The 25,629-nt window shown below is 73.2% G+C and carries 22 protein-coding genes and 3 pseudogenes; 9 read left to right on the top strand and 16 right to left on the bottom strand.

Annotated elements, in window-relative coordinates:
- Positions 1-507 precede the first annotated feature (507 nt).
- Positions 508-1,140, bottom strand: a pseudogene (locus tag AB0O67_RS26460) (NAD(P)-binding protein); the annotation flags it as partial.
- Between the two features lie 175 nt (positions 1,141-1,315).
- Here AB0O67_RS26460 and AB0O67_RS26455 point away from each other — a divergent pair.
- Positions 1,316-2,425 carry a potassium channel family protein gene (locus AB0O67_RS26455; protein WP_365454789.1) on the top strand — a complete coding sequence of 370 codons (1,110 nt, stop codon included), beginning with the start codon at positions 1,316-1,318 and terminating at the stop codon, positions 2,423-2,425.
- Between the two features lie 63 nt (positions 2,426-2,488).
- Here the strand turns inward: AB0O67_RS26455 and AB0O67_RS26450 are convergent, their stop codons facing one another.
- The 5 genes from AB0O67_RS26450 to pdhA are packed head-to-tail and all read right to left on the bottom strand — an operon-like array spanning position 2,489 to position 8,755.
- The gene (locus AB0O67_RS26450) at positions 2,489-4,060 is read right to left on the bottom strand and encodes a molybdopterin molybdotransferase MoeA (RefSeq protein ID WP_365454786.1); all 1,572 of its coding nucleotides are present in this window, start codon (positions 4,058-4,060) and stop codon (positions 2,489-2,491) included.
- On the bottom strand, positions 4,057-4,965 hold the full coding sequence (locus AB0O67_RS26445; RefSeq protein WP_365454783.1) for an NTP transferase domain-containing protein: 909 nt from the start codon (positions 4,963-4,965) through the stop codon (positions 4,057-4,059). The genes AB0O67_RS26450 and AB0O67_RS26445 overlap by 4 nt, the downstream gene beginning before the upstream one ends.
- 54 nt (positions 4,966-5,019) lie before the next feature.
- On the bottom strand, positions 5,020-6,618 hold the full coding sequence (locus tag AB0O67_RS26440; protein WP_365454780.1) for a dihydrolipoamide acetyltransferase family protein: 1,599 nt from the start codon (positions 6,616-6,618) through the stop codon (positions 5,020-5,022).
- Positions 6,618-7,622 carry an alpha-ketoacid dehydrogenase subunit beta gene (locus tag AB0O67_RS26435; protein ID WP_365454777.1) on the bottom strand — a complete coding sequence of 335 codons (1,005 nt, stop codon included), beginning with the start codon at positions 7,620-7,622 and terminating at the stop codon, positions 6,618-6,620. The genes AB0O67_RS26440 and AB0O67_RS26435 overlap by 1 nt, the downstream gene beginning before the upstream one ends.
- Positions 7,619-8,755 carry a pyruvate dehydrogenase (acetyl-transferring) E1 component subunit alpha gene (pdhA, locus tag AB0O67_RS26430; protein WP_365454774.1) on the bottom strand — a complete coding sequence of 379 codons (1,137 nt, stop codon included), beginning with the start codon at positions 8,753-8,755 and terminating at the stop codon, positions 7,619-7,621. Before pdhA ends, AB0O67_RS26435 begins: the two co-directional genes overlap by 4 nt.
- Positions 8,756-8,945: 190 nt before the next feature.
- On the opposite strand from pdhA, the gene AB0O67_RS26425 reads away from it, so the two are divergent.
- Complete coding sequence (locus AB0O67_RS26425; protein ID WP_365454792.1) at positions 8,946-9,431, top strand: Lrp/AsnC family transcriptional regulator; 486 nt, start codon at positions 8,946-8,948, stop codon at positions 9,429-9,431.
- Positions 9,432-9,557: 126 nt separating this feature from the next.
- Here AB0O67_RS26425 and AB0O67_RS26420 read toward each other — a convergent pair whose 3' ends face one another.
- Complete coding sequence (locus tag AB0O67_RS26420; RefSeq protein WP_365454771.1) at positions 9,558-10,148, bottom strand: TetR/AcrR family transcriptional regulator; 591 nt, start codon at positions 10,146-10,148, stop codon at positions 9,558-9,560.
- A complete protein-coding gene (locus tag AB0O67_RS26415) occupies positions 10,145-11,662 on the bottom strand; it encodes a 3-hydroxyacyl-CoA dehydrogenase (RefSeq protein ID WP_365454768.1) in 1,518 nt (505 codons plus the stop codon). The genes AB0O67_RS26420 and AB0O67_RS26415 overlap by 4 nt, the downstream gene beginning before the upstream one ends.
- A 160-nt stretch (positions 11,663-11,822) precedes the next feature.
- Here AB0O67_RS26415 and paaN point away from each other — a divergent pair, with 160 nt between their 5' ends.
- Positions 11,823-13,514 (top strand): phenylacetic acid degradation protein PaaN, encoded by a 1,692-nt coding sequence (paaN, locus tag AB0O67_RS26410; RefSeq protein WP_365454765.1) that lies wholly within the window; start codon positions 11,823-11,825, stop codon positions 13,512-13,514.
- A gap of 4 nt (positions 13,515-13,518) precedes the next feature.
- On the opposite strand, the gene AB0O67_RS26405 is transcribed toward paaN, so the two are convergent.
- The 3 genes from AB0O67_RS26405 to AB0O67_RS26395 are packed head-to-tail and all read right to left on the bottom strand — an operon-like array spanning position 13,519 to position 16,279.
- Positions 13,519-14,304, bottom strand: a complete 786-nt coding sequence (locus AB0O67_RS26405; protein ID WP_365454762.1) for a TrmH family RNA methyltransferase — start codon at positions 14,302-14,304, stop codon at positions 13,519-13,521.
- On the bottom strand, positions 14,301-15,527 hold the full coding sequence (locus tag AB0O67_RS26400) for an HTTM domain-containing protein (protein WP_365454759.1): 1,227 nt from the start codon (positions 15,525-15,527) through the stop codon (positions 14,301-14,303). Before AB0O67_RS26400 ends, AB0O67_RS26405 begins: the two co-directional genes overlap by 4 nt.
- The gene (locus AB0O67_RS26395; protein ID WP_365454756.1) at positions 15,524-16,279 is read right to left on the bottom strand and encodes a DUF5819 family protein; all 756 of its coding nucleotides are present in this window, start codon (positions 16,277-16,279) and stop codon (positions 15,524-15,526) included. The genes AB0O67_RS26400 and AB0O67_RS26395 overlap by 4 nt, the downstream gene beginning before the upstream one ends.
- A gap of 238 nt (positions 16,280-16,517) precedes the next feature.
- On the opposite strand from AB0O67_RS26395, the gene paaA reads away from it, so the two are divergent.
- The 6 genes from paaA (at position 16,518) to AB0O67_RS26365 (ending at position 21,346) form a co-directional block, all read left to right on the top strand.
- Positions 16,518-17,525, top strand: a complete 1,008-nt coding sequence (gene paaA, locus AB0O67_RS26390; protein WP_365454753.1) for a 1,2-phenylacetyl-CoA epoxidase subunit PaaA — start codon at positions 16,518-16,520, stop codon at positions 17,523-17,525.
- Positions 17,522-17,809, top strand: coding sequence for a 1,2-phenylacetyl-CoA epoxidase subunit PaaB (gene paaB / locus AB0O67_RS26385; protein ID WP_365454750.1), 288 nt, complete (start codon positions 17,522-17,524; stop codon positions 17,807-17,809). Before paaA ends, paaB begins: the two co-directional genes overlap by 4 nt.
- Positions 17,806-18,525: a 1,2-phenylacetyl-CoA epoxidase subunit PaaC gene (gene paaC / locus AB0O67_RS26380; protein ID WP_365454747.1), complete on the top strand. Its 720-nt coding sequence runs from the start codon at positions 17,806-17,808 to the stop codon at positions 18,523-18,525. The genes paaB and paaC overlap by 4 nt, the downstream gene beginning before the upstream one ends.
- Positions 18,519-19,055, top strand: a complete 537-nt coding sequence (gene paaD, locus AB0O67_RS26375; RefSeq protein ID WP_365454744.1) for a 1,2-phenylacetyl-CoA epoxidase subunit PaaD — start codon at positions 18,519-18,521, stop codon at positions 19,053-19,055. The genes paaC and paaD overlap by 7 nt, the downstream gene beginning before the upstream one ends.
- Positions 19,055-20,113, top strand: coding sequence for a 2Fe-2S iron-sulfur cluster-binding protein (locus tag AB0O67_RS26370; RefSeq protein WP_365454741.1), 1,059 nt, complete (start codon positions 19,055-19,057; stop codon positions 20,111-20,113). The genes paaD and AB0O67_RS26370 overlap by 1 nt, the downstream gene beginning before the upstream one ends.
- Before the next feature lie 96 nt (positions 20,114-20,209).
- Positions 20,210-21,346 (top strand): acyl-CoA dehydrogenase family protein, encoded by a 1,137-nt coding sequence (locus AB0O67_RS26365; RefSeq protein ID WP_365454738.1) that lies wholly within the window; start codon positions 20,210-20,212, stop codon positions 21,344-21,346.
- A 153-nt stretch (positions 21,347-21,499) separates the two neighbouring features.
- On the opposite strand, the gene AB0O67_RS26360 is transcribed toward AB0O67_RS26365, so the two are convergent.
- The 5 genes and pseudogenes from AB0O67_RS26360 to AB0O67_RS26340 all read right to left on the bottom strand — a co-directional run.
- Positions 21,500-21,844, bottom strand: coding sequence for a rhodanese-like domain-containing protein (locus AB0O67_RS26360; protein ID WP_365454735.1), 345 nt, complete (start codon positions 21,842-21,844; stop codon positions 21,500-21,502).
- 106 nt (positions 21,845-21,950) lie between these two features.
- The gene (locus tag AB0O67_RS26355; RefSeq protein WP_365454732.1) at positions 21,951-22,796 is read right to left on the bottom strand and encodes a hypothetical protein; all 846 of its coding nucleotides are present in this window, start codon (positions 22,794-22,796) and stop codon (positions 21,951-21,953) included.
- 139 nt (positions 22,797-22,935) lie between these two features.
- Positions 22,936-24,396, bottom strand: coding sequence for a DUF2252 domain-containing protein (locus AB0O67_RS26350; RefSeq protein WP_365454729.1), 1,461 nt, complete (start codon positions 24,394-24,396; stop codon positions 22,936-22,938).
- A 118-nt stretch (positions 24,397-24,514) separates the two neighbouring features.
- Positions 24,515-24,778 (bottom strand): annotated as a pseudogene (locus AB0O67_RS26345) (LuxR C-terminal-related transcriptional regulator); the annotation flags it as partial.
- 1 nt (position 24,779) lies between these two features.
- Positions 24,780-25,040 (bottom strand): annotated as a pseudogene (locus AB0O67_RS26340) (histidine kinase dimerization/phosphoacceptor domain-containing protein); the annotation flags it as partial.
- Between the last annotated feature and the right edge of the window lie 589 nt (positions 25,041-25,629).

The raw sequence follows: 25,629 nt of genomic DNA, 5'->3' as shown, positions 1-25,629 counted from the left end.
GCCGACCTTCCGGCGCGGCCCGCAGCGTTTCCACGCCGACGGTCTGCGGCTCCTCCAGGTCGGCGGTCCCCGCCTTTACTGGCCCGGCGTCCGTGACTTCTCCGCGTCGGTGGTCTGCGCCTTCCTCGGGTGCGGCGGTCCCCGGCGTTCGCGGGTGGCCGACTACGGATTCTCCGAATCGGCGCCCCGCGGCCTCTCAGGGTCGGCGGCCTCCGGCTTCTCCCGTGCGGCTGCCCCCGGCTTCTCCGGCCCGGCCGGCCGGTCCGGGCCGGCCGGCCGGGGTTTTTCCGGTGCGGCGGCACGCGGTGTTTGCGGTCCGGTGGTCCGGGGCCTCTCCGGTGCGGTGGCGCGCGGCCTGTCAGGTGTGGAGGAGGGCCGGGGACTGTCAGATGTGGAGGAGGGCCGGCGCCTGTCGGACGCGGCGGTGCGGGGCATTTCGGGGGCGGCGCTGCGCAGCGCCGCCCCCGGGGTGGCGCCGCGCGGTGTTTCGGAGGCGGCCCGGGGCGCGATGGTGATCACCCGGTCGGTCAGTTCCAGCGTCCGTACGGCCGGATCGTCGTAGTGCAGCACCCGGTGGCCACGTACGACGCTGATCACCAGGTCCTCGGTCTCGCGCGGGCTCCGGCCCACCTCCGCCCGGGTCACCGGCCGGTCCACGACGTCCAGCCCGCTGCCCTGGCGGATCAGGTCCTCCATGACCAGCCCGGCGGTGGGGCTGAGCACGGACAGGCCGAGCAGCCGGCCCGCCGCACCGGCGCTGGTGATGACCTCGTCGGCGCCGGACTGCCGCAGCAGCGGCGCGTTCTCCTCCTCGCGCACCGCGACCACGATCGTCGCGTCCTGGTTGAGCTGCCGGGCCGTCAGCGCCACCAGCACGGCCGTGTCGTCGCGCTGGGTCGCGATGATGATCTGCTGCGCCCGCTGCACCTCGGCCCGCTTCAGCACGTCACTGCGGGTCGCGTCCCCGAGCACGGCGGCGTAGCCCTGGGCCGTCGCGGCGTCGATCGCCTTGGCGCCGGGGTCGATCACCACGACCCGGTCCTTCTTCAGCCCGGTGGCACAGACGGCCTGGATCGCCGCCCGCCCCTTCGTACCGAAGCCGACGACGACGGTGTGGTCGCGCAAGGAGGACCTCCAGCGGGGATATGCGGGCAGCCGAGCGAGTACGGCTCCCGGACGTCGGGTCCGACGCTACCGAGCGGCCGGACTCACGCCCACCCCGGTCGGCGTGTCGGGACGGGGGGCACGGCGTCCGCACCAGGTGCTGTGCGGAACGATGGACCCGACTGTAGGACGACCACGCAGGGGGCCAGCGATGAAGGACGACGAGCAGCCGACCGCGCAGGGGGCGAGGTCCGCGCTGCTGCGGTCCCTCTGGAGCCGCTCGCGCAAGGAGGCCCGCGCCGACGCCGAGGCGGGCCGCTCCATCACCATGCCGGTGCAGAACGTCGTGCCCCCGCTCCAGCAGGTCCTCAAGCGCCTGTTCGTGGCCATACTGGTGCTGGCCCTCACGGTCCTGATCGTCTGGGTCGACCGCGAGGGGTACACCGACAACTCCGACGGCCCCGTCGACCTGCTCGACGCCGCGTACTACGCCACCGTCACCCTCTCCACCACCGGATACGGCGACATCACCCCGGTCAGCGAGACCGCCCGGCTCACCAACATCTTCGTCATCACACCGTTGCGCGTGCTGTTCCTGATCATCCTGGTCGGCACGACCCTGGAGGTACTCACCGAGCGCACCCGCCAGCAGGTCCGCATCCACCGCTGGCGCGCCCGCACCCGGGACCACGTCGTGGTCATCGGGTACGGCACCAAGGGCAGGCACGCCGTGGAGACCCTGGTCGGGCAGGGCATCGGCAAGGAGCGGATCGTCGTCGTGGACGCCCAGCGCAAGACGGCCGACGCCGCCGGAGACGACGGGCTGGTCGCGGTGACCGGTGACGCCACCCGCTCGGAGACCCTGCTCAAGGCGGAGATCCACCGCGCCACCCGCGTGATCATCGCCCCGCAGCGCGACGAGACGGCCACCCTGATCACCCTCACCGCCCGCCAGCTGAACCGGCACGCCACGATCGTCGCGGCGGTCCGGGAGGACGAGAACGTCCCCCTGCTCAAGCAGAGCGGTGCCGACACCGTCGTGACCAGCTCCAGCTCGGCCGGCCGGCTGCTCGGCACGTTCACCGCGAGCCCCGCAGTGGCCCGGACGCTGGAGGACCTCATGACGCTTGGCAGCGGCATGGACCTGATCGAACGACCGGTGACCCCGGCCGAGGTGGGCCGGACACCTCGCGAGTGCGCCGATCTGGTGGTGGCGGTCGTGCGGGACAGGAAGATGCTGGGCTACACCGACGGGTGGCGTACGGAGCTGCGGGCGGGGGACCGGGTCATCACGGTCAGCCGACCGGTGGCCGTCGCCTGACGGATGGACCGTTGAGGTGGCGAAGGGCACTGAGGACTACGATCACGGTGCGTCATCGATGTTTCACGTGAAACGCACCCCGGCGCCCGCCGTGGCCCACGGCAGTGCGAGGAGTTCCGCCGCCTGACCGGGCCGTGCCCCGCCCGGCGGTACGACCGCGAGGGCGTCGGCGGCGGCGACACCACGCAGCATGGCGGGGCCGTTGTAGTGCAGCGGCACCGCGCTGTCGGTGCGCAGGACGACGGGGACCAGCCGCGTGTCGTACGGGTGCCCCTGCACCGCGTCCCGCAGCGGCAGCGCGTACGGCTCCCGCGCCGGGCGGGCCGCGAGCGTGCGCAGCAGGGGTTCGGCGAGGGTGAGCAGCCCGGAGACGGCTGCCAGGGGGTTGCCGGGCAGGCCGACGAGGTGCTGGTTCTCCTTGGTGCGGGCCAGCAGCATGGGGTGACCAGGGCGCACCTTGACGCCGTTGACCAGGAGTTCCGCGCCGATACGGCGCAGGGTGGGCTGGACGTGGTCGACAGGGCCGGCGGCAGTGCCGCCGGTGGTGACGACGAGGTCGGCGTCGCTGCCCCTGATCGCCTCGTACAGGGCGTCGGCGTCGTCTCCGATCCTCCGCACGGACGTGACGTCGGCGCCGATCGCCCTCAGCCAGGGCGGCAGCATGGGGCCGAGGGCGTCGCGGATCAGGCCGCCGTGCGGGAGGCCCTCGATGAGCAGTTCGTCGCCGAGGACAAAGACGTCGGCGCGCGGGCGGGGGACGGCGCTGAGGGTGTCGTACCCGGCCGCCGCGGCGAGGCCCAGCACTGCGGGGGTCACGAGCGTGCCGGGCGGCAGCAACCGGTCGCCGCTGCGGCACTCCTGAGCACGCGGACGGATGTCCTGACCGTGGCCCAGGTCGCCGGTGGCGTGCAGCCTGCCCCGGTCGTCCGTACGCCCGTGCTCACTGCGCAGCACGGCTGTGGTGTCCGGAGGGACCCGGGCGCCGGTGGCGATGCGAACGGCCTCGCCGTCGCCGAGGCGCGCGGGGGCCGCATGGCCCGCGAGGACGCCCTCTTGCCGAACCATCCAGGGGCCGGGCCCGGCGACCGCCCAGCCATCCATCGCCGAGGTGTCGAAGGAGGGGAGGTCGGTGAGGGCGGTGAGGGGAGTGGCCAGGCTGAGGCCGAGGGCGGCGTCGAGGGGGAGCGCGACGGGGGCACCGCGGACGCGGCTCCTGGCCGCCCGGGCAGCGATCTCGCGAGCCTCGGGCCAGGGGGTGGCCTTGTGGTGACGGTCCTGGGGGGTGCGGGGCTGGGGGCGCGTTTGGTGGTGGGGGTTGCCCTGCTGGAGGGCGTCCTGCTGGGAGGTGTCTTGCTCGGGGTTGAGGTCCCGGGATCGGGGGGTGCGGGCGCCCGGACCGGCGGTGGTGGTGGAGACCTCGGCGTCGTCCCTCGCTGAGGCCCTGCCCCGGTCGGGGGCGTTGCCCCGGCCGTCGGCACCATCCCGGTGAGGGGCGTCGGTCCGGCCGGGGGCGCTTCCCCGGTGACGAGCCTTGTCCCGGTCCTCCTTCACGAGTGCCAGTGCCTCCTCGACGTCCCGGTCCTCGATGCCCCTGCCCTCGACGTCCTCGCCGTCATGGACTCCGGGGGCGGTCATCCGGCGTCCGGGCGGCGTTCGGTGGAGGTCGCGCCGTCCGCGGTGGCGCCGTCCTCCTCCGCCCAGCGCAGGGCCAGGGCAGCGGCCTTGCGGGATGCCTCGGCGACGGCTTCGGGGCCGCCGCCGGCGCGGGCCGCGGCGTAACCGACGAGGAAGGTGGTCAGCGGTGCCGCGGGACGTGCCACACCGTGGGCGGCGTCCCGGGCGAGATCGAGCAGGACACCGGTGTCGACGTCGATGTCGATGCCCAGTTCGTCCTTGACTGCGGAGATCCATTCGTCCAACACGAGCCCATGCTCCCTGATGCGTGACCTGGCAGTGGCGATGTCGTCCCAGGTGTCGCAGTCGAAGGACGCGACGGGGTCGAGGACGCGGGTGAGGCGGAGTTCGGCGGTGAGGAGCCGCAGGGGCAGGCCGGTGAGGCCGCCGTGCCGGGCTCCGAGGTCCGCGAGTGTCCCGCGCAGGCGCTCCGCGCGGTAGGCGGCCACGAGTGGCTGGTCGCGGCCGCCGGGGTCGGTGAGCAGCACGCCGTCGCACGGCCCCGCGTCCAGCTCGGCGAGCAGGCCCTTGACCGTGGGCGCGCCGAGGAAGGGCAGGTCCGCGGAGAGGACCACCACTCGGCCGGTGCCGGCCGGTGGCAGGCCGGCCGCGAGGGCGGCGAGCGGTCCGCCGCCCGGCGGGTCCTCACGCGCCCAGGCCACGGGCCGTGCCGTGGGCCTGGGGTCGGCGACGACGACGGTGGTCCGGGCGTCGGCGCAGGCGGCGAGCACCCGGTCGAGCAGCGACCGGCCGCCCACGCGTACGCCGGGCTTGTCGGCCCCGCCGAGCCGCCGCGCGGCTCCGCCGGCGAGCACCACGGCGTCGTAACCGAGGTCGCCGGATGCGGTGCGCTGCTTCTCGCTCACCCCCTGAGTATGCGGTCCGCCCGCCGTCTCAGGGAACGCGGGCGGACAGTCCGATCACAACGTGCGCAGCAGTACCGCCGGCTGTTCCACGCAGTCGGCGACATAGCGCAGGAAACCGCCCGCCGTGCCGCCGTCGCACACCCGGTGGTCGAAGGTGAGCGAGAGCTGGACGACCTGCCGCACCGCCAACTCGCCCTCGTGCACCCAGGGCTTGGGCATGATCCGGCCGACGCCGAGCATGGCCGCCTCGGGGTGGTTGATGATCGGCGTGGAGCCGTCGACGCCGAACACGCCGTAGTTGTTCAGCGTGAAGGTGCCGCCGGTCAGGTCCGCGGGGGTCAGCCTCCCGGCCCGGCCCGCCTCGGTCAGCCGGGCGAACTCCGCGGTCAGGCTCTCGGCGTCCCGGGTGTGCGCGTCCCGGACGACCGGGACGACCAGTCCCCGCTCGGTCTGTGCCGCGAAGCCCAGATGCACCTGGTCCAGCCGGACGATCTCCCTGGCCGCCATGTCCACGGTGGCGTTCAGCTCGGGGAAGCGGGCGAGGGCGGCGGTACAGATCCGGGCCAGCAGGGCGAGCAGGGAGATCTTGGGACCGCCGGACGCGTTCATCGCGGTGCGCGCCCGCATCAGCTCCGTCGCGTCGGCGTCCACCCAGCAGGTCGCGTCCGGGATCTCCCGCCGGCTGCGGGAGAGCTTGTCGGCGACGGCGCCCCGGACGCCCTTGAGGGGGACGCGGGTGCCCGAGGCGAGGCCCGAGGTGATCGTGCCGGCCGTCGGGACGGTGTCCGCCGGCGCGCGGACCGCGTCCGGTGCGGTCGGTGCGGGAGTCACGCGTGCGTGCGGCGCGGTCTGCGGCTGGGCGGAACGGCCCTGTGCGGCGGCGGCCCGCAGCGCGTACTCCACGTCCGCGCGCAGGATCAGCCCCTCGGGGCCGGAGCCCGTCAGCTCCCGCAGATCCAGCCCGTTCTCGCGGGCGAGCCGCCGCACGAGGGGCGAGATCACCGGCACGGGCCCTTCGCCACGGCTGCTGTCGCCGTTGACGTGGTCGTCGACATGGGCTGCCGGAGCTCCCGGAGCGGGGCCCGACTGGGCGTCTTCGGCTGCCGTGACCCGCTGGGGAGATATGGGAGCCTGCGGCCGCACCCTCCGACGCCGCGCCGGAGGCGCACCTGTGCCGTAGCCGACGAGGACGTTGCCGGACCCACCACCGGACCGCGCGCCCGAGCCGTTGGCCGAAGCGGTACTGGAACCATCGAGCGAACCGGACCCCGACGTGGACCCCGAGCTGGCACCCGAAGCGGAGCCACGCCCCGAAGCCGAGCCGGGACCCGGCCCCGCACCAGGACCCACACCCTGAGCCGCCCCGGAACCGGCGTCCGCGCCCTCGCCCCCCGTGCCGGCGGCATCCGCGCCCACCGCCACGGTCAGCAGCGGCGCCCCCACCGGGAGCTCCGCGCCCTCCTCGCCGAAGCGGGCCGTGACCACGCCGCCGTAGGGGCAGGGGACCTCGACCATCGCCTTGGCCGTCTCCACCTCGACGACCGGCTGGTCGACGGCGACGACGTCGCCGACCTGCACCAGCCAGCGCACGATCTCCGCCTCGGTGAGCCCTTCTCCGAGGTCGGGGAGCTTGAACTCCAGCACCTGTGCCATCAGCTCTCGGCCTCCCATTGCAGACGCGCCACGGCGTCCAAAATGCGGTCGACGCCGGGGAGATGGTGCCTCTCCAGCATCGGCGGCGGGTAGGGGATGTCGAACCCGGCCACGCGCAGCACCGGCGCCTCCAGGTGGTGGAAGCAGCGCTCCGTGACCCGGGCAGCGATCTCGCCGCCCGGCCCGCCGAATCCGCCCGACTCATGGACGACGACCGCTCGCCCGGTCCGTCGTACCGAGGCCGAGACCGTCTCGTCGTCGAACGGCACCAGGGAGCGCAGGTCGACCACTTCGAGATCCCATCCCTCGGCCCGGGCCGCCTCGGCGGCTTCGAGGCAGACAGGTACCGACGGGCCGTACGTGATGAGCGTGGCGCTCCGGCCGGAGCGCCGCACCACCGCGCGGCCGATGGGTTCAACGGTCTGCGGCTCCTCCGGGTTCCAGGCGTCCTTCGACCAGTACAGACGCTTGGGCTCCAGGAAGACGACCGGGTCGTCGGAGGCGATGGCGGCGCGCAGCAGGCCGTAGGCGTCGGCGACGGTCGCGGGCGTCACCACGTGGAGCCCCGGAGTCGCCACGTAGTACGCCTCGGAGGAGTCGCTGTGGTGCTCGACGCCGCCGATGCCGCCGCCGTAGGGGACGCGGATGGTGATCGGCAGGGGCATCGCCCCGCGCGTGCGGTTGCGCATGCGCGCCACATGGCTGACGAGCTGCTCGAACGACGGGTAGGCGAACGCGTCGAACTGCATCTCGACGACCGGCCTGAGCCCGTACATCGCCATGCCGACGGCCGTGCCGAGGATGCCCGCCTCGGCGAGCGGGGTGTCCGTGCACCGGTCCTCGCCGAACTCCTTGGCGAGCCCGTCCGTGACGCGGAAGACGCCCCCGAGGGTGCCGACGTCCTCGCCCATGACGTGCACGGACGGGTCGGCGGCCATGGAATCGCGCAACGCGCGGGTGAGGGCCTGGGCCATGGTCGCGGGCTTCACGGCAACCGTGGTCATGACAGCTCCTCCTCCTGCCCGGCCTCCAGCTCGGCCCGCAGCAGGGCCTGCTGCTCACGCAGCTGCGGGGTCGGCTCGGCGTAGACGTGGTCGAACAGCTCCATGGGGTCGAGCTGCGGGTCCTGGTTCAGGCGGGCGCGCAGGTCGGCGGCGAGCGTCTCGGCGTCCTCGCGCGCGGCCCGTACACCGGCCTCGTCGAGCCAGCCGCGCCCGGTCAGCTCCCGCTCCAGAAGCGTGATCGGGTCATGGTCGCGCCAGGCGTCGAGCTCGGAGTCCGCGCGGTAGCGCTTGTCGTCGTCCGCGTTCGTGTGCGCCTCCAGGCGGTACGTCACGGCCTCGACGAGCGTGGGACCGCCACCCGCGCGCGCGTGGCGCACGGCGTCGGCGAGCACCTCGTGCACGGCGGCGGCGTCGTTGCCGTCGACCAGCCGGCCCGGCATCCCGTAGCCGACGGCCTTGTGGGCCAGGGAGGGCGCGGCGGTCTGCTTGGCGAGCGGGACGGAGATCGCGAAGCCGTTGTTCTGGACCAGGAAGACGACCGGCGCCTGCCACACGGCGGCGAAGTTCAGCGCCTCGTGGAAGTCGCCCTCGCTGGTGCCGCCGTCGCCGACGATCGCCAGCGCGACCACGTCGTCGCCCTTGAGGCGGGCGGCGTGCGCGAGGCCGACGGCGTGCGGCAGCTGGGTGGCGAGCGGGGTGCACAGGGGGGCCACTCGGTGGACGCGCGGGTCGTAGCCGGTGTGCCAGTCGCCACGCAGCAGGGTGAGCGCGTCGACGGGGTCCACGCCGCGGACGACTGCGGCGAGGGTGTCGCGATAGCTGGGGAAGAGCCAGTCACGGTCTTCCAGGACCAGCGCGGCGGCGACCTCGCAGGCCTCCTGGCCGGTGCTGGACGGGTAGACGGCGAGGCGGCCCTGCTTGGTGAGGGCCGTCGCCTGCGCGTTGTACCGGCGGCCGCGCACCAGCTGTGCGTACAGCCGGCGCAGCAGCTCGGGGTCGGCCTTGTCGGCGGCCTCGGTGCCGAGCACGCGGTACGGAGCCGCGTCGGGCAGCAGCGGCGTGGGGTCGGTGCGGGGCTGCCAGGCGGGCGGTGGCGACGGCCGATACGCGCCACGCTGCTCCATGACCGTCATGACGGCACCTCCTCGTGGGAGCGGCTTCGGGGAGGCGCGCGTCTGTGATGCGCCTCACCTACCGATTGTTCGGTCGACGGCACATTTTGGCTACAGGCCCCCCACGGCTGTGGACAAACGGTTCTCCACAACCTGAGATGGACGCATTACGTCCATGGTAGAGAGGCGGGGGGACATGGCATCTGAACAAATGGCCGAAGGGCCGGAGGCCGGTACCGCCCTGCCGCCCGCGCGTCCCCTCGACGCGATCGACGAGGACATCCTGCGGATGCTCCAGGCGGACGGCCGCGCGTCGATACGCTCCGTGGCCGAGCGGGTGCATGTCTCGCGGGCCAACGCCTACGCGCGGATCAACCGGCTCGTCGAGGACGGCGTCATCCGCGGCTTCGGAGCCCGCGTCAACCACGAGCGCGCGGGGCACGGCACCTCGGCGTACATCACCCTGAAGATCGTCCAGAACTCCTGGCGCACGGTGCGCGAGAAGCTCAGACAGCTGCCCGGCGCCTCGCACATCGCCCTCGTCGGGGGCGATTTCGATGTGCTGCTGCTGGTCCACACGCCCGACAACCGGGCGCTGCGCGAGGTCGTGCTGACCCGGCTCCAAGCGATCCCCGAGGTGCTCAGCACGCGCACGCTGCTGGTGTTCGAGGAGGAGGACCTGGAACCGCAGGGCTGAGCCTCCCGGGTGCGGCGGGCCGAGGTGCGGTGTTCGTCAGCCGGACGCCATCGCCCTGCCGGTCACCAGGGTCGCCCTCCACCACGTCCGGTGGGCGGCTCCCCGCGCCCACGCGCAAGGCAGCGCTCAGCGCGCCCGGCGCAGTCCCTCGAACACCAACTGCGTGACCGCGTCGGCCACTTCGCGCTCCCCCATGCCGCGCCCGTCGGGCCGGTACCACTCGACGATCGAGTTGATCATGCCGAAGACCAGTCGCGTGGCCAGCCGCACCTCCACGTCGCCGCGCACGTCGCCTTCCGCGGCGGCCGCCTTCAGCAGCTCGGCGACCCGGTGGTCGAAGTCGCGGCGCCGCTCCAGCGCCCACCGCTCGGTCCCCGTGTTGCCGCGCACCCGCAGCAGCAGCGTCACGTACGGCAGCTCGGCGATGAGCACCTCGACCATGCGCCGGACGACGTACTCCAGCCGCGCGGATGCGGGGCCCCCGCGCGCGTGCTCCTCGCCGAGGATCCCGAAGAGCCCGTCCAGCGCCCGGCTCACGGCCCTGCGCAGCAGCTCCTCCTTTCCCGTGACGTGGTGGTAGATCGAGGACTTGGAGATGCCGGCAGCCTTGGAGAGGTGCTCCATGGAGGTGCCGTCGTAGCCGCGCTCGTTGAAGACCCGGACGGCGACCGACAGGAGGGTCTCCGGGGTGTAGGTGTCACGCTTGGCGGTGGTCATGACGTGCTGTCCTCCCGCTTGCCGGAGGCGTACGAGTGGCGGTAGAGCGCGAGGGAGGGCGCGTAGCGCCCGGAGGGGTCGCGCAGGTGCACCTCGTTGAGGAGGTCGTACGCCCAGCCGCGGTCGAGCCGGCGGCTCCATTCGAAGGGGCCGAGCGGGTAGTTGACGCCCAGGCGCATCGCGGTGTCGATGTCCTCCTCGGTGGCGACGCCCTTGGCGACCGCGTCGTACGCGAGGTCGACGATCCGCGCGACCGTGCGGGCGACGATCATGCCGGGGACGTCCCCGATGACGCTGACCTTCTTGCCCAGTGCCTGGAACAGGCCGGTGGCCTCGGCGAGCGTCTGCGGGGAGGTGTCCTGGGAGGCGGACAGGGCCACGCGGGTGGCCCGGCGGTAGTCCAGAGCGAGGTCGAAGTAGACGACGTCCCGGAACTCCACCGAGGTCTGGCCGTCGGCGAGGACCAGCTGGCCGCCGCTGGGCAGCACGAACCGGGTGCCGTGGTCCTCCTCCTCCGCGCGGATCGGGATGCCCGCCTCACGGATCAGCGTGAGCAGCTCGGACGCGGGACCCAGGTCGCCCTCCGCGACGACATAGGCGGGCGGCTGGGCGCTTTCGGCGGTGTGCGGCGCGGCGCGCTCGGCGCCCTCCCGGTAGTCGTACCAGCCTTGTCCGGACTTGCGGCCGAGCCGGCCGGACTCCACCAGGCGGCGCTGGGCGAGCGACGGCGTGAAGCGCACGTCGTGGAAGAAGGACTGCCACACGGACTGCGTGACGGACTCGTTGACGTCCTGCCCGATGAGGTCGGTCAGCTCGAAGGCGCCCATCCGGAAGCCGCCGCACTCGCGCAGCACGGCGTCGATGGTGGCGGGGTCGGCGCCGTGGGCCTCGTAGACGGCGAAGCTCTCGGCGTAGAAGGGCCGCGCGATGCGGTTGACGATGAAACCGGGGGTGTCGGCGCAGGCCACCGGCGTCTTGCCCCAGGCGCGGGCCGTCTCGTACGCGCGCGTGGCCGAGGTGACGTCTGTGGCGAAGCCGGAGACCACCTCGACCAGCGGCAGCAGTGGCGCCGGGTTGAAGAAGTGCAGGCCGACGAAGCGGCCGGGGGTGCGCAGGCCGCCGCCGATGGCGGTCACCGACAGGGACGACGTGTTCGTGGCGAGCAGACAGTCCTCGGCGACCACGTCCTCCAGCTCGCGCAGCAGATGCTGTTTGACGTCCAGCCGCTCCAGGACGGCCTCCACGACGAGGGTGGCGTCGGCGAGCTCGGCGAGGCTCTCGGCGGGCAGCAGACGGGCGCGTGCGGCGTCCCGGTCGGCGCCGCTCAGCCGTTCCTTCTCGACGAGCCGGTCGAGCCGGGCACCGATCGCGGCGGCGGCTTCGCGAGCGCGCCCGGGGACGGCGTCGTACAGCCGTACGGGGTGGCCCGCGACCAGCGCCACCTGGGCGATGCCCTGGCCCATGGTGCCGCTGCCGACGACGGCCACCGGGCTGCTGAGGTCGAGTGCTGTCATGAACGCGATCCTCCCGCACGGGGTTTTCCACAGATGCGGCGGACCCCCTTGAACCGACCGATCGTTCGGTTACTCTAACTCTGACCGCCCGATCCTGCCCATGTTTCTGCCCAGGTCATGAGCTCGACGAAGAGCTCACAAGACGAGGAGTTGGTCCCGCATGGCCGCCGAACTCACCGCCCACGAGCTGATCGCCCAGCACCGGCCCACCCTCGACCAGGCGCTGGAAGCGATCCGCACGCGCGCGTACTGGTCCCCGCACCCCGAGCACCCGAAGGCCTACGGGGAGAACGGCAGCCTGGACGCGGCGGCGGGCAAGGCCGCCTTCGACGCCCTGCTCGGCACCCGTCTCGACCTCGGACAGCCGGGCACGGACGGCTGGGTGGACGGCGAAACCTCCCCGTACGGCATCGAGTTGGGCGTCAGCTACCCGCACGCGGACGTCGACGTGCTGCTGCCCGCCATGCGGGCCGGGCAGCGCGCGTGGCGCGACGCGGGGCCCGAAGCCCGGGCCATGGTCTGCCTGGAGATCCTCAAGCGGATCAGCGACCGGACGCACGAGTTCGCGCACGCGGTCATGCACACCTCCGGCCAGGCCTTCATGATGGCGTTCCAGGCGGGCGGCCCGCACGCGCAGGACCGCGGCCTGGAGGCGGTGGCGTACGCGTACGTGGAGCAGGTCCGCACCCCCGACGCCGCGGAGTGGACCAAGCCGCAGGGCAAGCGTGACCCGCTCGCGCTGACGAAGCGCTTCACGGCGGTCCCGCGCGGGATCGCCCTGATGATCGGCTGCAACACCTTCCCGACGTGGAACGGCTACCCGGGCCTGTTCGCCTCGCTGGCCACCGGCAACGCGGTCCTGGTCAAGCCCCACCCGCGCGCGGTGCTGCCGCTCGCGCTCACCGTGCAGGTCGCGCGCCAGGTGCTCGACGAGGCCGGCTTCGACCCGAACCTGGTCGCGCTGGCCGCGGAGTCCCCCGGCGAGGGCATCGCCAAGACGCTCGCCGTCCGCCCCGAGATCCGGATCATCGACTACACCGGCTCGACGGCGTTCGGCGACTGGCTGGAGGCCAACGCCCGTCAGGCGCAGGTCTACACGGAGAAGGCCGGCGTCAACACGGTGATCGTGGAGTCCACCGGCGACTACAAGGGAATGCTGTCCAACCTGGCCTTCTCGCTGTCGCTCTACAGCGGCCAGATGTGCACGACCCCGCAGAACCTGCTGATCCCCCGCGACGGCATCCGCACCGACCAGGGGCCCAAGTCCTTCGACGAGGTGACCGCCGACCTCGCCAAGGCGGTCGACGGCCTGCTCGGCGACGACGCGCGCGCGAACGCGCTGCTCGGCGCCATCGTCAACCCGGACGTGAGGGCCCGCCTGGAGGCCGCGGCCGGCCTCGGCGAAGTCGCCCTCGCCTCCCGGGAGATCAGCAACCCCGAGTTCCCGGGCGCGGTGGTCCGTTCGCCCGTCGTCGTGAAGCTGGACGGCGCCAAGCCGGACGACGAGGCCGCCTACATGAGCGAGTGCTTCGGCCCGGTCGCCTTCGCCGTCGCCGTCGACTCCGCGGCCGACGCGGTCGAGTTGCTGCGCCGGACGGTCCGGGAGAAGGGCGCCATGACGGTCGGCGCCTACACGACCGACGAGGACGTCGAGCGGGCGATCGAGGAGGCCTGCCTGGAGGAGGCCGCGCAGCTCTCGCTGAACCTCACGGGCGGGGTGTACGTCAACCAGACCGCCGCCTTCTCCGACTTCCACGGCTCGGGCGGCAACCCGGCGGCCAACTCGGCCCTGACCGACGGGGCGTTCGTGGCGAACCGGTTCCGGGTGGTGGAGGTGCGCCGGGAGGCGTGACCTCTCAGGCCGCAGCGCCCCCGGTGGCACTCCAGTGGTACAGCGTCATGGCCACGCTGGTCGCGAGGTTGTAGCTGGAGACCTGGGGGCGCATCGGCAGGGCCACCAGATGGTCGGCACGCGCGCGTACGTCCGCCGACAGGCCGCTGCGCTCCGACCCGAAGGCGAGCAGGGCGTCGTCCGGCAGCTTCAGACCGCGGATGTCCTCGCCCTCCGGGTCCAGGGCGAACAGCGGCCCGGGCGGCAGTTCCCCGACGTCCAGCCGCTCCACGGCGGTCGCGAAGTGCAGCCCGGCGCCGCCGCGGACGACCGTGGGGTGCCAGGGGTCGAGCGTGCCCGTCGTGACCACGCCGGTCGCCCCGAAGCCGGCCGCGAGCCGGATCACGGCCCCGGCGTTGCCGAGGTTGCGCGGCTGGTCGAGGACCACGACGGGGGTGCTGCGGGGCGTGCGGGCCAGCGCCCGCAGATTGCCCTCGCGGGACGGGCGTACGGCCAGGGCGGCCACGGCGGTGGGATGCGGGCGGGCCACCAGGGAGGCGTACACCGGCTCCGGGACCTCGGTGAGCAGCGCCGCCAGTGGCTGCCGTACGTCGGGAGCGAGCTCGTCGGCGAGGGCGAGCGTCGCCTCGCGGTCGACGGCGACCGCGAGGGGCACCTCGGCGCCGAAGCGCAGGGCGTGCTTGAGCGCGTGGAAGCCGTCGAGCAGCACGGAGGTCCCGGCGAGACGGTGCCAGGTGCTCACCGGCTGCGCCGCGGAGCCGCTGGGGCCCCTGTCCGCGGGGTCGTTCATGCCCTGAAGCCTACGTGGCTCTGCTCGGCTTCCCCGTGGCGCTCGGCGGCGTCCGGCGTCCGCTGCGCGGGCACCTTGGGGAGGGGGTGCCGCAACAGGCGCCCACGCGCGCGTGCGCTCCAGTGGCCAAGTCGGCGCAGGAACGACGTCGGCAGGAAGACCGCGTCCGCCGCGATCATCGCCAGCGAGAAGAACGGCAGCCCGAGCACCACGGCGATCGCGGCGTGCTCGACGATCATGACGGCCAGCAGGACGTTCTTGACCCGGCGGTGGAGCAGCGCGAAGGGGAAGGCGACCTGCACGATCACGGTCCCGTACGTCACGAGCATGACGACGGTGCCGCTGGTGGACATCAGCTCGGCGAGGGCGGGCCAGGGGGAGAAGTACTCCAGGTGCAGCGGGTAGTAGGCGGCGGTGCCGTCCTGCCAGCGGGAGCCCTGGATCTTGTACCAGCCGGCCGTGGCGTAGATCAGACACGCCTCGGCCATGATCACGAACAGCGCGCCGTTGTGCAGGATGTTGGCGATCACGTCGAGCATGATCCGCGGCTCGCCGGTGCGGGTGAGGCGGCCGACGAGCCACCACAGGGCCTGCGCCACCCACACGCCCCACAGCAGCGCCGGGACCATCCAGTCGCCGTCCAGTCGGCCCAGTGCGGTCACGCCGACCAGCACCAGCCCGAGCACGCTCCACAGCAGCGGGCCCGTCCGGTCGGTGACCCGCTCCCCGCGCGCGTGTGCCTCGCGGGTGCGCCGGGCCCGGCGGGCGTCCAGCGACCAGACCTGGCCGCAGCGCGTGAACACCAGGTAGATGCACATCAGGTGCAGGACGTTGTCGCCGCCGTCGCCCATGAAGACGCTGCGGTTCTGCAGCGAGAGCACGCCGACCATGAAGAGCACGGACATGGTGCGGGTACGCCAGCCCGCTATCAGCAGCAGGCTGGAGAGCACGCCGAGCGCGTAGACCGTCTCGAACCAGAGCCGGCCGTCGGACCACAGCAGGGCGGTGAAGGCACCGTTCGCGCCGACCAGCTGCTCGGCGAGATCCCAGCCCCACGGGCCGTCGGGGCCGTACAGCTCCTGCCGGTGCGGGATCTCCCGCAGCAGGAACAGCAGCCAGGTCGCGGCGAAGCCGATCCGGATCACGGCGGTCTGGTAAGGGCCGAGGGGGGACTCGGTCACCCGGGCGATGCCACGGGACACAGCCAGGGCGAAGCGGCTCACCGGTCGCCTCCCGCGGCCTCGTCGTCCGGCACCGACCACCAGGGCAGCTCCCGGTACGCCGGCTTGAGCGAGATCTGCTCCTCGCTCCAGTCGGGCGGGCGGACGCTGGTGGTCCGCGAGCGGATCTGGACCCGCTCGACGGCACCGCCCGGCCCGGCCGCGTCCACGCGGTCCAGGCGCAGCACCACGATCCGGCGCAGGTAGGTCTCGCTCAGCGCGCCGCGCAGGCCCGACGGGCGGTTGCTGCCGTCGTGCGTGGCGGTGAAGAAGTCCCAGGCGCGGCGCAGCTCGTTCTGCTGGGTGTGGCTCGGCAGCGGATTGCCGTCTATGGCCTCGCCGTCCTGCGCGGACAGGTCGTACCAGCCGGTGACGCGACTGCTGCCGTCACCCGTTCGGACCTGGGCCCGCACCTGCACGGCTATGTTCTGCTGAAGCGGGTTCGGTGCGAAGAGCTTCCAGTTCTGTTCGAACTCCGGGTAGATCCAGTCGTCGATCGTCTCGCTGTGCTGCTTGGTCACCGTGTTCGACGGGGCGACGTGCAGAAAGACCATCCCGATGTGCACACAGACGGCGATCGCGACGACGGCCAGGGCCAGCGCGACGCCGACCTGGTGGCGCGGGGAGAGGGCGGCGACTCCGGTGCGGGGTTCCGGCAGGGGCGCGCGCACGTCGAGGGGTGCGCCCGGCCCGCCCCGCGCGTGCGGAACGCCGGCACCCCTGTCGTACGTGTCCTTCGCGCCCTGCGCGTCCATTCCGCCCCGATTCCGTTCCTTGCCCGGTCCTTCTCCGCCGCCGGCAGCTCCCTCGCACGCGAACGCTACTCAGGCCGACCCACCGGGCACAGCCCCTTCGATCAGCTCGTCCACAGCCGCGCCGACGGGTTTTCCACAGCGGTTGACACCTTACGGCGCCCGTCCGACCATGGAATCGCACGAACCGAACGATCGGTCGGGAACATGCTCCGACGGACCCAAAGGTCGAGGGGGCCACATGGCGACAGCAGCCGCGCAGAAGACGGACCACACAGCGCCGTACGGCGACGGGGACGGCACCGCAGTCACCGCCGGGTACGAGCACGCCTTCGACGCCGCGGTGGCCGCCGACGAGCGCATCGAGCCGCGCGACTGGATGCCCGACGCCTACCGGGCGACGCTGGTCCGGCAGATCGCCCAGCACGCGCACTCAGAGATCATCGGCATGCAGCCGGAGGCCAACTGGATCACCCGCGCGCCCTCGCTGCGCCGCAAGGCCATCCTCATGGCCAAGGTCCAGGACGAGGCCGGCCACGGGCTGTATCTGTACAGCGCGGCGGAGACCCTCGGCACCAGCCGCGACGAACTGCTCGACAAGCTGCACAGCGGCCGCCAGAAGTACTCCTCGATCTTCAACTACCCGACGCTCACCTGGGCGGACGTCGGCGCGATCGGCTGGCTGGTGGACGGCGCCGCGATCACCAACCAGGTGCCGCTGTGCCGCTGCTCCTATGGCCCGTACGCACGCGCGATGGTCCGTATCTGCAAGGAGGAGTCCTTCCACCAGCGCCAGGGGTACGAGCTGCTGCTCGCCCTCAGCAAGGGCACCCCCGAGCAGCACGCGATGGCGCAGGACGCGGTGGACCGCTGGTGGTGGCCCTCCCTGATGATGTTCGGCCCGCCCGACGACGAGTCGCAGCACTCGGCGCAGTCCATGGCCTGGAAGATCAAGCGTCATTCGAACGACGAGCTCCGCCAGCGCTTCGTCGACATCTGCGTCCCCCAGGCCGAGTCCCTCGGTCTCACCCTCCCCGACCCGGATCTGCGGTGGAACGAGGAGCGGGGGCACCACGACTTCGGGGCGATCGACTGGACGGAGTTCCGGGACGTCCTCAAGGGCAACGGCCCGTGCAACGACCAGCGCATCACACAGCGCAGGCAGGCCCATGAAGAGGGCGCCTGGGTACGGGAGGCGGCCGCGGCCTACGCGGTCAAGCACAGCGAGACAGGAGCAACGCGCGCATGACGAACACCGACTGGCCCCTGTGGGAGGTCTTCGTGCGCTCGCGCCGAGGCCTGTCCCACACCCACGCCGGCAGCCTGCACGCCCCGGACGCGGAATTCGCCCTGCGAAACGCGCGCGACCTGTACACCCGGCGCGGCGAGGGCGTCTCCATCTGGGTCGTGCCCTCCTCCGCCGTCACGGCGTCCTCCCCCGACGAGAAGGACCCGTTCTTCGAGCCGGCCGCCGACAAGCCCTACCGCCACCCCACCTTCTACGAGATCCCCGAGGGGGTGCAGCACCTGTGACGACCACGATTCCCACGACGGCCGCCCTCGCCCTGGGCGACGACGCCCTGGTGCTCTCCCACCGCCTGGGGGAGTGGGCCGGCCACGCCCCCGTCCTGGAGGAGGAGGTCGCCCTCGCCAACATCGCGCTGGACCTGCTCGGCCAGGCCCGCGTGCTGCTGTCGCTGGCCGGCGACGAGGACGAGCTGGCGTACCTGCGCGAGGAGCGCGCCTTCCGCAACCTTCAACTGGTGGAGCAGCCGAACGGCGACTTCGCCCACACCATCGCCCGCCAGCTGTACTTCTCGACCTACCAGCACCTGCTGTACGGCGAATTGGTTACCGGCGACGGCCCCTTCGCCCCGCTCGCCGCGAAAGCCGTCAAGGAGGTCGCCTACCACCGCGACCACGCCCAGCAGTGGGCCCTGCGGCTCGGCGACGGCACGGACGAGAGCCATGAGCGTCTGCGCCGGGCCTGCGAGGCGCTGTGGCGGTTCACCGGCGAGATGTTCCAGCCCGTGGAGGGCCTGGACGTCGACGGCGAGCGGCTCAGGGCGGCCTGGCAGGAATCCGTCGGCGAGGTCCTGCGCCGCGCCACCCTCACGGTCCCGGAGGGACCGCAGACGGGCGCGTGGAGCGCCGGCGCCGGCCGGCAGGGCCTGCACACCGAGTCGTTCGGGCGGATGCTCGCCGAGATGCAGCACCTGCACCGCAGCCACCCGGGGGCGTCATGGTGACCCCCACCGCCCTGGAGGAGGAGCTCGTCGCGATCGCCGGCTCGGTTCCCGACCCCGAGCTGCCCGTCCTCACCCTGCGGGAACTGGGCGTCCTGCGCGCGGTACACCTGCGCGGCGAGGACGCGGTCGAGGTCGAGCTGACCCCGACGTACACCGGCTGCCCCGCCGTCGAGGCCATGTCCCTCGACATCGAGCGCGCGCTGCACGAGCACGGCATACGGGACGTCACCGTGCGCACGGTGCTCTCGCCGGCCTGGTCGACGGACGACATCACGCCCGAAGGACGCCGCAAGCTGCGGGAGTTCGGCATCGCGCCGCCGCGCGTGCGCGCGCGGTCCGGACCGGTGCCGCTGGAGCTGGGCCCGATGCGCACGCTCACCGCCGCGGCCGACGAGGCCGAGCCGGTCCGCTGCCCGCACTGCGGCTGTGCCGACACCGAGCTGCTGAGCCGCTTCTCCTCCACGGCATGCAAGGCGCTGCGCCGCTGCCTGTCCTGCCGTGAACCGTTCGACCACTTCAAGGAGTTGTGATGGCCCGCTTCCACACGCTCCCGGTGACCGCGGTCGACCGGCTCACCGACGACGCCGTCGCCGTCACGCTCGCGGTCCCCAGGGAGTTGCGCGAGGAGTTCCGTCACGCGCCCGGGCAGCACATCGCCCTGCGGCGCACGGTCGACGGCGTCGACATCCGGCGGACCTACTCGATCTGCTCCCCGGCACCTCAGGACGGCGCGGGACCGCACTCCCTGCGGGTGGGCGTGCGGCTGGTGGAGGGCGGGGCCTTCTCCACGTACGCGCTGAAGGAGATCAACATCGGAGACGAACTGGAGGTGATGACACCGGCCGGCCGCTTCACGCTCGACCCCGCGCCCGGGCTGTACGCCGCGATCGTCGGCGGCAGTGGCATCACACCGGTGCTGTCGATCGCGACGACGCTGCTGGCGCGCGAGCCGGAGGCCCGCTTCTGCCTGGTGCGCAGCGACCGTACGGCGGCCTCGACGATGTTCCTGGAGGAGGTCGCCGACCTGAAGGACCGCTTCCCCGAGCGGTTCCAGCTGGTGACGGTGCTCTCCCGGGAGGAGCAGCAGGCGGGACTGCCGACCGGACGGCTCGACCACGAGCGGCTCTCGGGGCTGCTGCCGGCGCTGCTGCCCGTGGCCGATGTGGCGGGCTGGTTCCTGTGCGGGCCGTTCGGGCTGGTGCAGGAGGCCGAGCGGGCGCTGCGCGGACTCGAGGTGCCGCGGGGCCGCATCCACGAGGAGATCTTCCATGTGGACGCCGCCCCGGCCGCCGCCCCCGCGGCCGCGCCCGCGCACAGCTCGGTGACCGCGCGGCTCGACGGCCGGGCAGGGACCTGGCCGGTCCAGACCGGTGAGTCGCTGCTGGAGGCGGTGCTGCGCAACCGTTCCGACGCCCCCTACGCCTGCAAGGGCGGCGTGTGCGGCACGTGCCGGGCCTTCCTGGTCTCCGGGGAGGTCAGCATGGACCGCAACTTCGCGCTGGAGCGGGAAGAGACGGAGGCGGGATACGTGCTGGCCTGTCAGTCGCATCCGGTGACGGAGAAGGTGGAGCTGGACTTCGACCGGTAACCGTCTCGGGCGCCCGCGCCGCCCATTCCCTTCTCCTAGAACCTGTTCTATCTTGACGCTCCGTCAGACCGCTGGAGCCGCCGGGAGGACAGGACCGTGGACTTCACCTTCACCGAGGAACAGCAGGCGGCTGCCGAGGCGGCGCGGGGGGTGTTCGCCGACGTCGCGCCGGACGCGGTGCCGAGCCCCACGCTGGCCAGGGGCGCCGTGGCCGACGACTTCGACCGCGCGCTGTGGGGCAGGCTCGCCGACGCGGATCTGCTGGGCCTGCTGCTCGACCCCGAACACGGCGGGGCGGGCCTCGACGCCATCGCGCTGTGCCTGGTGCTGCGCGAGGCGGGGAAGGTGCTGGCGCGGGTGCCGCTGCTGGAGAGCAGCGCGGCGCTGGTGACCGTACAGGCTTACGGCGGCCCGGAGTTGAAGTCCGCGGTGCTCGAACGGGCCGGGCGGGGCGAGGTCGTGCTGACCGTCGCCGCACAGGGGCGTACCGGCGGTCACGATCCCGCCGAACGGGCGGTGACCGCTCGGCGGGACGGGGGCGGCTGGATCCTGGACGGGGTGCAGACCGCGGTGCCGTGGGCCTACGACGCCGACTTCACCGTCGTACCGGCGCACACCGACGCCGACCGCGCCGTCCTCGCCCTCGTCCCCCGGGGACACGAAGGAGCCGAGCCGACCGAGCAGTTCGCGACGACCGGGGAGCGGCTCGGGGAGCTTCGGCTGGAGTCGGCGCGGGTGCCGGAGCGGTACGTCATCGAGGCCGAGGGCGCCTGGGAACGGCTGCGGGAACTGCTGGCCACCGGGACCTGTGCGCTGGCGCTGGGGCTCGGAGAGCGGGTGCTGCGGATGACCGCCGAGTACACCGGGAAGCGGGAGCAGTTCGGGCACCCGGTCGCGACGTTCCAGGCCGTCGCCGTGCAGGCCGCCGACCGCTACATCGACCTGCGGGCGATGGAGGCCACGCTCTGGCAGGCGGCGTGGCGGATCAGCTCGGGAGCGCCGGGGGCGTTGCCGGCCGCCGGGGATGTCGCCGTCGCCAAGATCTGGGCGGCGGAGGGGGTACGGCGGGTGGTGCAGACGGCTCAGCATCTGCACGGGGGCTTCGGGGCGGACGTCGACTACCCGCTGCACCGGTACCACGCCTGGGCCAAGCACCTCGAACTGTCCCTGGGACCGGCTGCGGCGCACGAGGAGGCCCTGGGGGATCTGCTGGCGGCGCATGCGCCGGGGTGACGACGAGGCCGCCGGACGAGGGGGGGGGAACGGCTGACGCCCGCTGGGGGCGAGGCGTGGGGGGACCGCCGAGCCGTAGACAGGCCCTGCGTCAGGCGCCCCCGACCGAGCCCTCGCTCGGACGACGGCGCCCCGTCCCTTTGGCGCGCAGCGTCAGACCACTGCTCCCGGCTCCCCCGCGTCCGTGACCACCGGGCGCCCGGTGGCCTGCCAGGCCTCCATTCCGCCGGCGACGTTCACCGCGTCGATGCCCTGCTGGTTGAGGTACATCGCAACCTGGGCCGAGCGGCCGCCGGAACGGCAGATCACATGGACACGGCCGTCCTGCGGGGCGGCCTCGGTCAGCTCGCCGTACCGGGCCACGAACTCGCTCATGGGAAGGTGCAGCGCGCCTGCGGCGTGGCCGGCCTGCCACTCCTCGTCCTCACGGACGTCCAGCAGGAAGTCGTCGTCCTTGAGGTCGGTGACCCCGACCGTGGGAACAGCTCCGAAATTCATGGTTCCGACGCTACCCGAAGCGTTCCCGAGGACGGCCGGAGGACGGCCTGGCCCGACCTGTCACGACAGATCACCGACCGCCCGATGACCGACCGCCCTTGACGAATCACTGGCCGATCAGCGCCGCCAGCTCCGCCTCGCGCCCCGCGACCTCCCTGAGCAGTTGCTCGGCGATCTCGTCGAGCAGGCGGTCCGGGTCGTCCGGGGCCAGCCGCAGCATGGAGCCGATGGCCCCTTCCTCCAGGTCACGGGCGACGACCGAGAGCAGTTCCTTGCGCCGGGCGAGCCAGTCCAGCCGGGCGTAGAGCTCCTCGCTGGGGCTCGGGCGGCGCTCCTCGGGCACCGGCCCTGCCGCCCACTCCTCGGCCAGCTCCCGCAGCAGCACCTCGTCGCCTCGGGCGTAGGCGGTGTTCACGCGGGTGATGAACTCCTCACGCCGCTTGCGCTCGCCGTCCTCCTGGGCGAGGTCGGGGTGGGCCTTGCGGGCCAGCTCACGGTAGAGGCGGCGGGCCTCGTCGCTGGGGCGCACCCGCTGCGGGGGCCGGACGGGCTGGTCCGTGAGCATCGCGGCGGCCTCGGGGAACAAGCCGTCGCCGTCCATCCAGCCGTGGAACAGCTCCTCCACGGAGGGCATGGGCAGCACCCGTGCCCGCAACTCCTGCGCACGGCGCAGGTCCTCCGCGTCGCCCGTACGGGCCGCCTTCGCCTCGGCTATCTGCGCGTCCAGCTCTTCGAGGCGGGCGTACATCGGCCCGAGCCTCTGGTGGTGCAGCCGGGAGAAGTTCTCGATCTCGACCCGGAAGGTCTCGACCGCGATCTCGTACTCGATCAGCGCCTGCTCGGCCGCCCGCACGGCCCGCTCCAGCCGCTCCTCGGGCCGGGGCGCGCCGTCCTCGGGCGTCGCCGGCGCCTCATCGGCGACACCACCCTGCTCAGCTTCCGGGGTCGTCACCCGACCAGCGTAGGCCACGCCACCACCGGCTCCCGGAACCCTGGCCTCACCCGCCCGTTCGGAACCATCGGAACACCCGTCACCACGCGGAAGCCCCTCGTCGGCGATCACTGCCGCTCACACCCCCGTTTCCTGCCGCTCACACCCCCGCCTCCGCCGCGACCCGCCCCGCCCGGACCGCCGCCACCAGCGCCGAATGATCGGCCTCGGTCCGGTCCGCGTACGCGACGGCGAACGCGGCCACCGCCTCGTCCAGCTCTTCGTTCTTGCCGCAGTAGCCGGAGATCAGGCGCGGGTCGGCGCTGTGGGAGTGGGCGCGGGCCAGGAGCGCGCCGGTCATCCGGGCGTAGTCGTCGAGCTGGTCGACGGAGAGCGCCGCGGGGTCCACGCTGCCCTTGCGGTTGCGGAACTGTCGGACCTGGAAGGGGCGACCCTGGACGGTCGTCCAACCGAGCAGGATGTCGCTGACCACCTGCATCCGCTTCTGTCCGAGGACCACCCGCCGGCCCTCGTGATCGACGGGCGGTGTCTCGAACCCGGCCGTCCGCAGGTGCGGCAGCAGCGCCGAGTCGCGGGCCTCCTTCACCTGGAGGATCAGCGCCTCACCGCGGTGGTCCAGCAGCAGGACGACGTACGAACGCAGGCCCACGCTGCCCGTGCCCACGACGCGGAAGGCCACGTCCTGCACCGCGTGCCGGGACAGCAGCGGCAGCCGGTCCTCCGACAGCGTCGTCAGATACTCCTCCAGCGAGGCCGCGACCGCCGCCGCCTCGGCGTCCGGGACGCGGCGCAGCACCGGCGGCGCGTCCACGAACCGCCGGCCGCCCTCCTCGGCCGGCTCGGTCGACCGCGCCGCGAACCGCCCGCTGGTGTTGGCGCGCGCCTTCTCCGAGACCCGCTCCAGCGTGCCGAGCAGATCGTGGGCGTCGGTGTGGGATACCAGTTCCTCGTCCGCGATGGCGTTCCACGCGTCCAGCACGGGGAGCTTGGCCAGCAGGCGCATGGTGCGGCGGTAGGCGCCGGCCGCGTCGTGGGCGGCCGCCCGGCAGGTGTCCTCGTCGGCGCCCGCCGCCCGGCCCGCGAGCACGAGCGAGGCCGAGAGCCGCTTGAGGTCCCACTCCCAGGGGCCGTGCACTGTCTCGTCGAAGTCGTTCAGGTCGATGACCAGGCCGCCGCGGGCGTCGCCGTACAGACCGAAGTTCGCCGCGTGCGCGTCGCCGCAGATCTGTGCGCGGACGCGGGTCATGGGGGTGCGGGCGAGGTCGTACGCCATGAGGCCCGCCGCTCCGCGCAGGAAGGCGAACGGCGTGGCCACCATCCTGCCCACCCTTATCGGCGTGAGCCCGGGGATCCTGCCCTGGTTGGACTCCTCGACCGCGGCCACCGCGTCGGGGCGGGCGCCGTCGACGTCGAGAGTGGCGTGGGCGCGCCGGGGGACCCGCTCACGCAGGGCCTTCCCCTCCGCCTTGGGCGAGCGCGCGCCCTCCGCGGACCGCTCGGCGAAGCCCCGCACCCGCGGGATCCGCACCGTCCCGGAACCCGCTTCCCGCACACCGGCCTCGGTCACCGCGACCGCCTCCCCCGTGACTCGCCAGAACATCAACTCGTGCCGACCGTACAACCGGCGGGCGGCATCCCGTCAGATCCTGTGGACAACTCCCCACCTGTGGAAAACCCGACGCCCGACCCGCCTGGCCTCACGCCCGCGAATACGACAGCACCACCAGCTCCCCCGCGATCGCCCGGTTCGACTTCCCCTCCGCGACCAGCGCGAGCACCTCCCGTTCGCGCGGGGTGAGCGGCTCCAGCGGGTCCCGGCGCCGGCGCAGCAACTGCCGTACCACCTCGGCGTCGACGACCGTGCCGCCCGCCGCCACCTCACCGAGCGCGTCCACGAACTCCCCGAACTGCCCGACCCGGTCCTTCAGCAGGGCGCCGCCGCCGGTCCCGTCGCCGGAGTCCAGCGGCTCGGCGCCGTACGCGGCGGTCGGCGGCGTCGGCGACCGCCGCTTCGGCACCGAAGTCGGTGAGCACCTCGGGGTGAGCGCCGCGGATCAGCTCACGCAGCTCCGCGAGCGCCCGCATCGCCTCCCCGTGCGCCGTGGCGAGCCGGCCGGCGAGCGGACCCGGCGGCGCGGTCGGCCGGGCCGGCCCGAGGGCCGTCGTCAGGGCCACGGGCCGCTGCTGGGCCCCGTCATGCAGGTCCCGTTCGATCCGCCGCCGCTCCGCCTCGAAGGCGTCCACGGGGGCGCCCAGGTCCGCTCCGGGACCAGTGGGTTCGGGCGGCTCACCCCCGATCCGACCGGACGACCCGCCTCGGCCTGCTGCTCGTCCCCGACATCGCCCTGCTGTACACCGGCATCTCCGTGGCCACCACCATGGTCACGGCCGCCTCGGACCGGGCCCGCGCCCCGGCCGCGCCGCGGCTGGCCGCCGCCGAGGCGCTGACGACGGGTCGCGGTCGGCGCCGTCCTGGGTGCCCTGGTCGCCGTACTCAACCCGCCGGGCATGTGGGCGGCCCTCGGCCTGCCGTCGGTCCACACGGCTCCGGAGCCCCCTGGGAGGCGCTCGGCGCGACGGCCGGGGCGTGCGCGGTCCTCGCGGTGGTGTCGTCCGTCACCGGCGGCACATGCCCTGCGCACCGCCACACCACCTGAGACGTTGCTCACACGCTGACAGGGAGCGCGGTGAGGAGCTCCGGCGGGAGGAACAGCCCAGGGAGGACAGAGGGACAAACAGAAGCGGGGCGGGAGGAGGGAAACAGAGCCGCCCCCCCACACGGGGCCCCGCGGGGGCGTGGAACCCCACCCCCCAACCGGGGGGAGGCGACACC

The organism is Streptomyces sp. NPDC086077 (genome assembly GCF_040686175.1).
Taxonomy (GTDB): domain Bacteria; phylum Actinomycetota; class Actinomycetes; order Streptomycetales; family Streptomycetaceae; genus Streptomyces.
The sequence above is the reverse complement of the archived record's forward strand: the minus strand, read 5'-3'. Positions and strand labels throughout refer to the sequence as shown.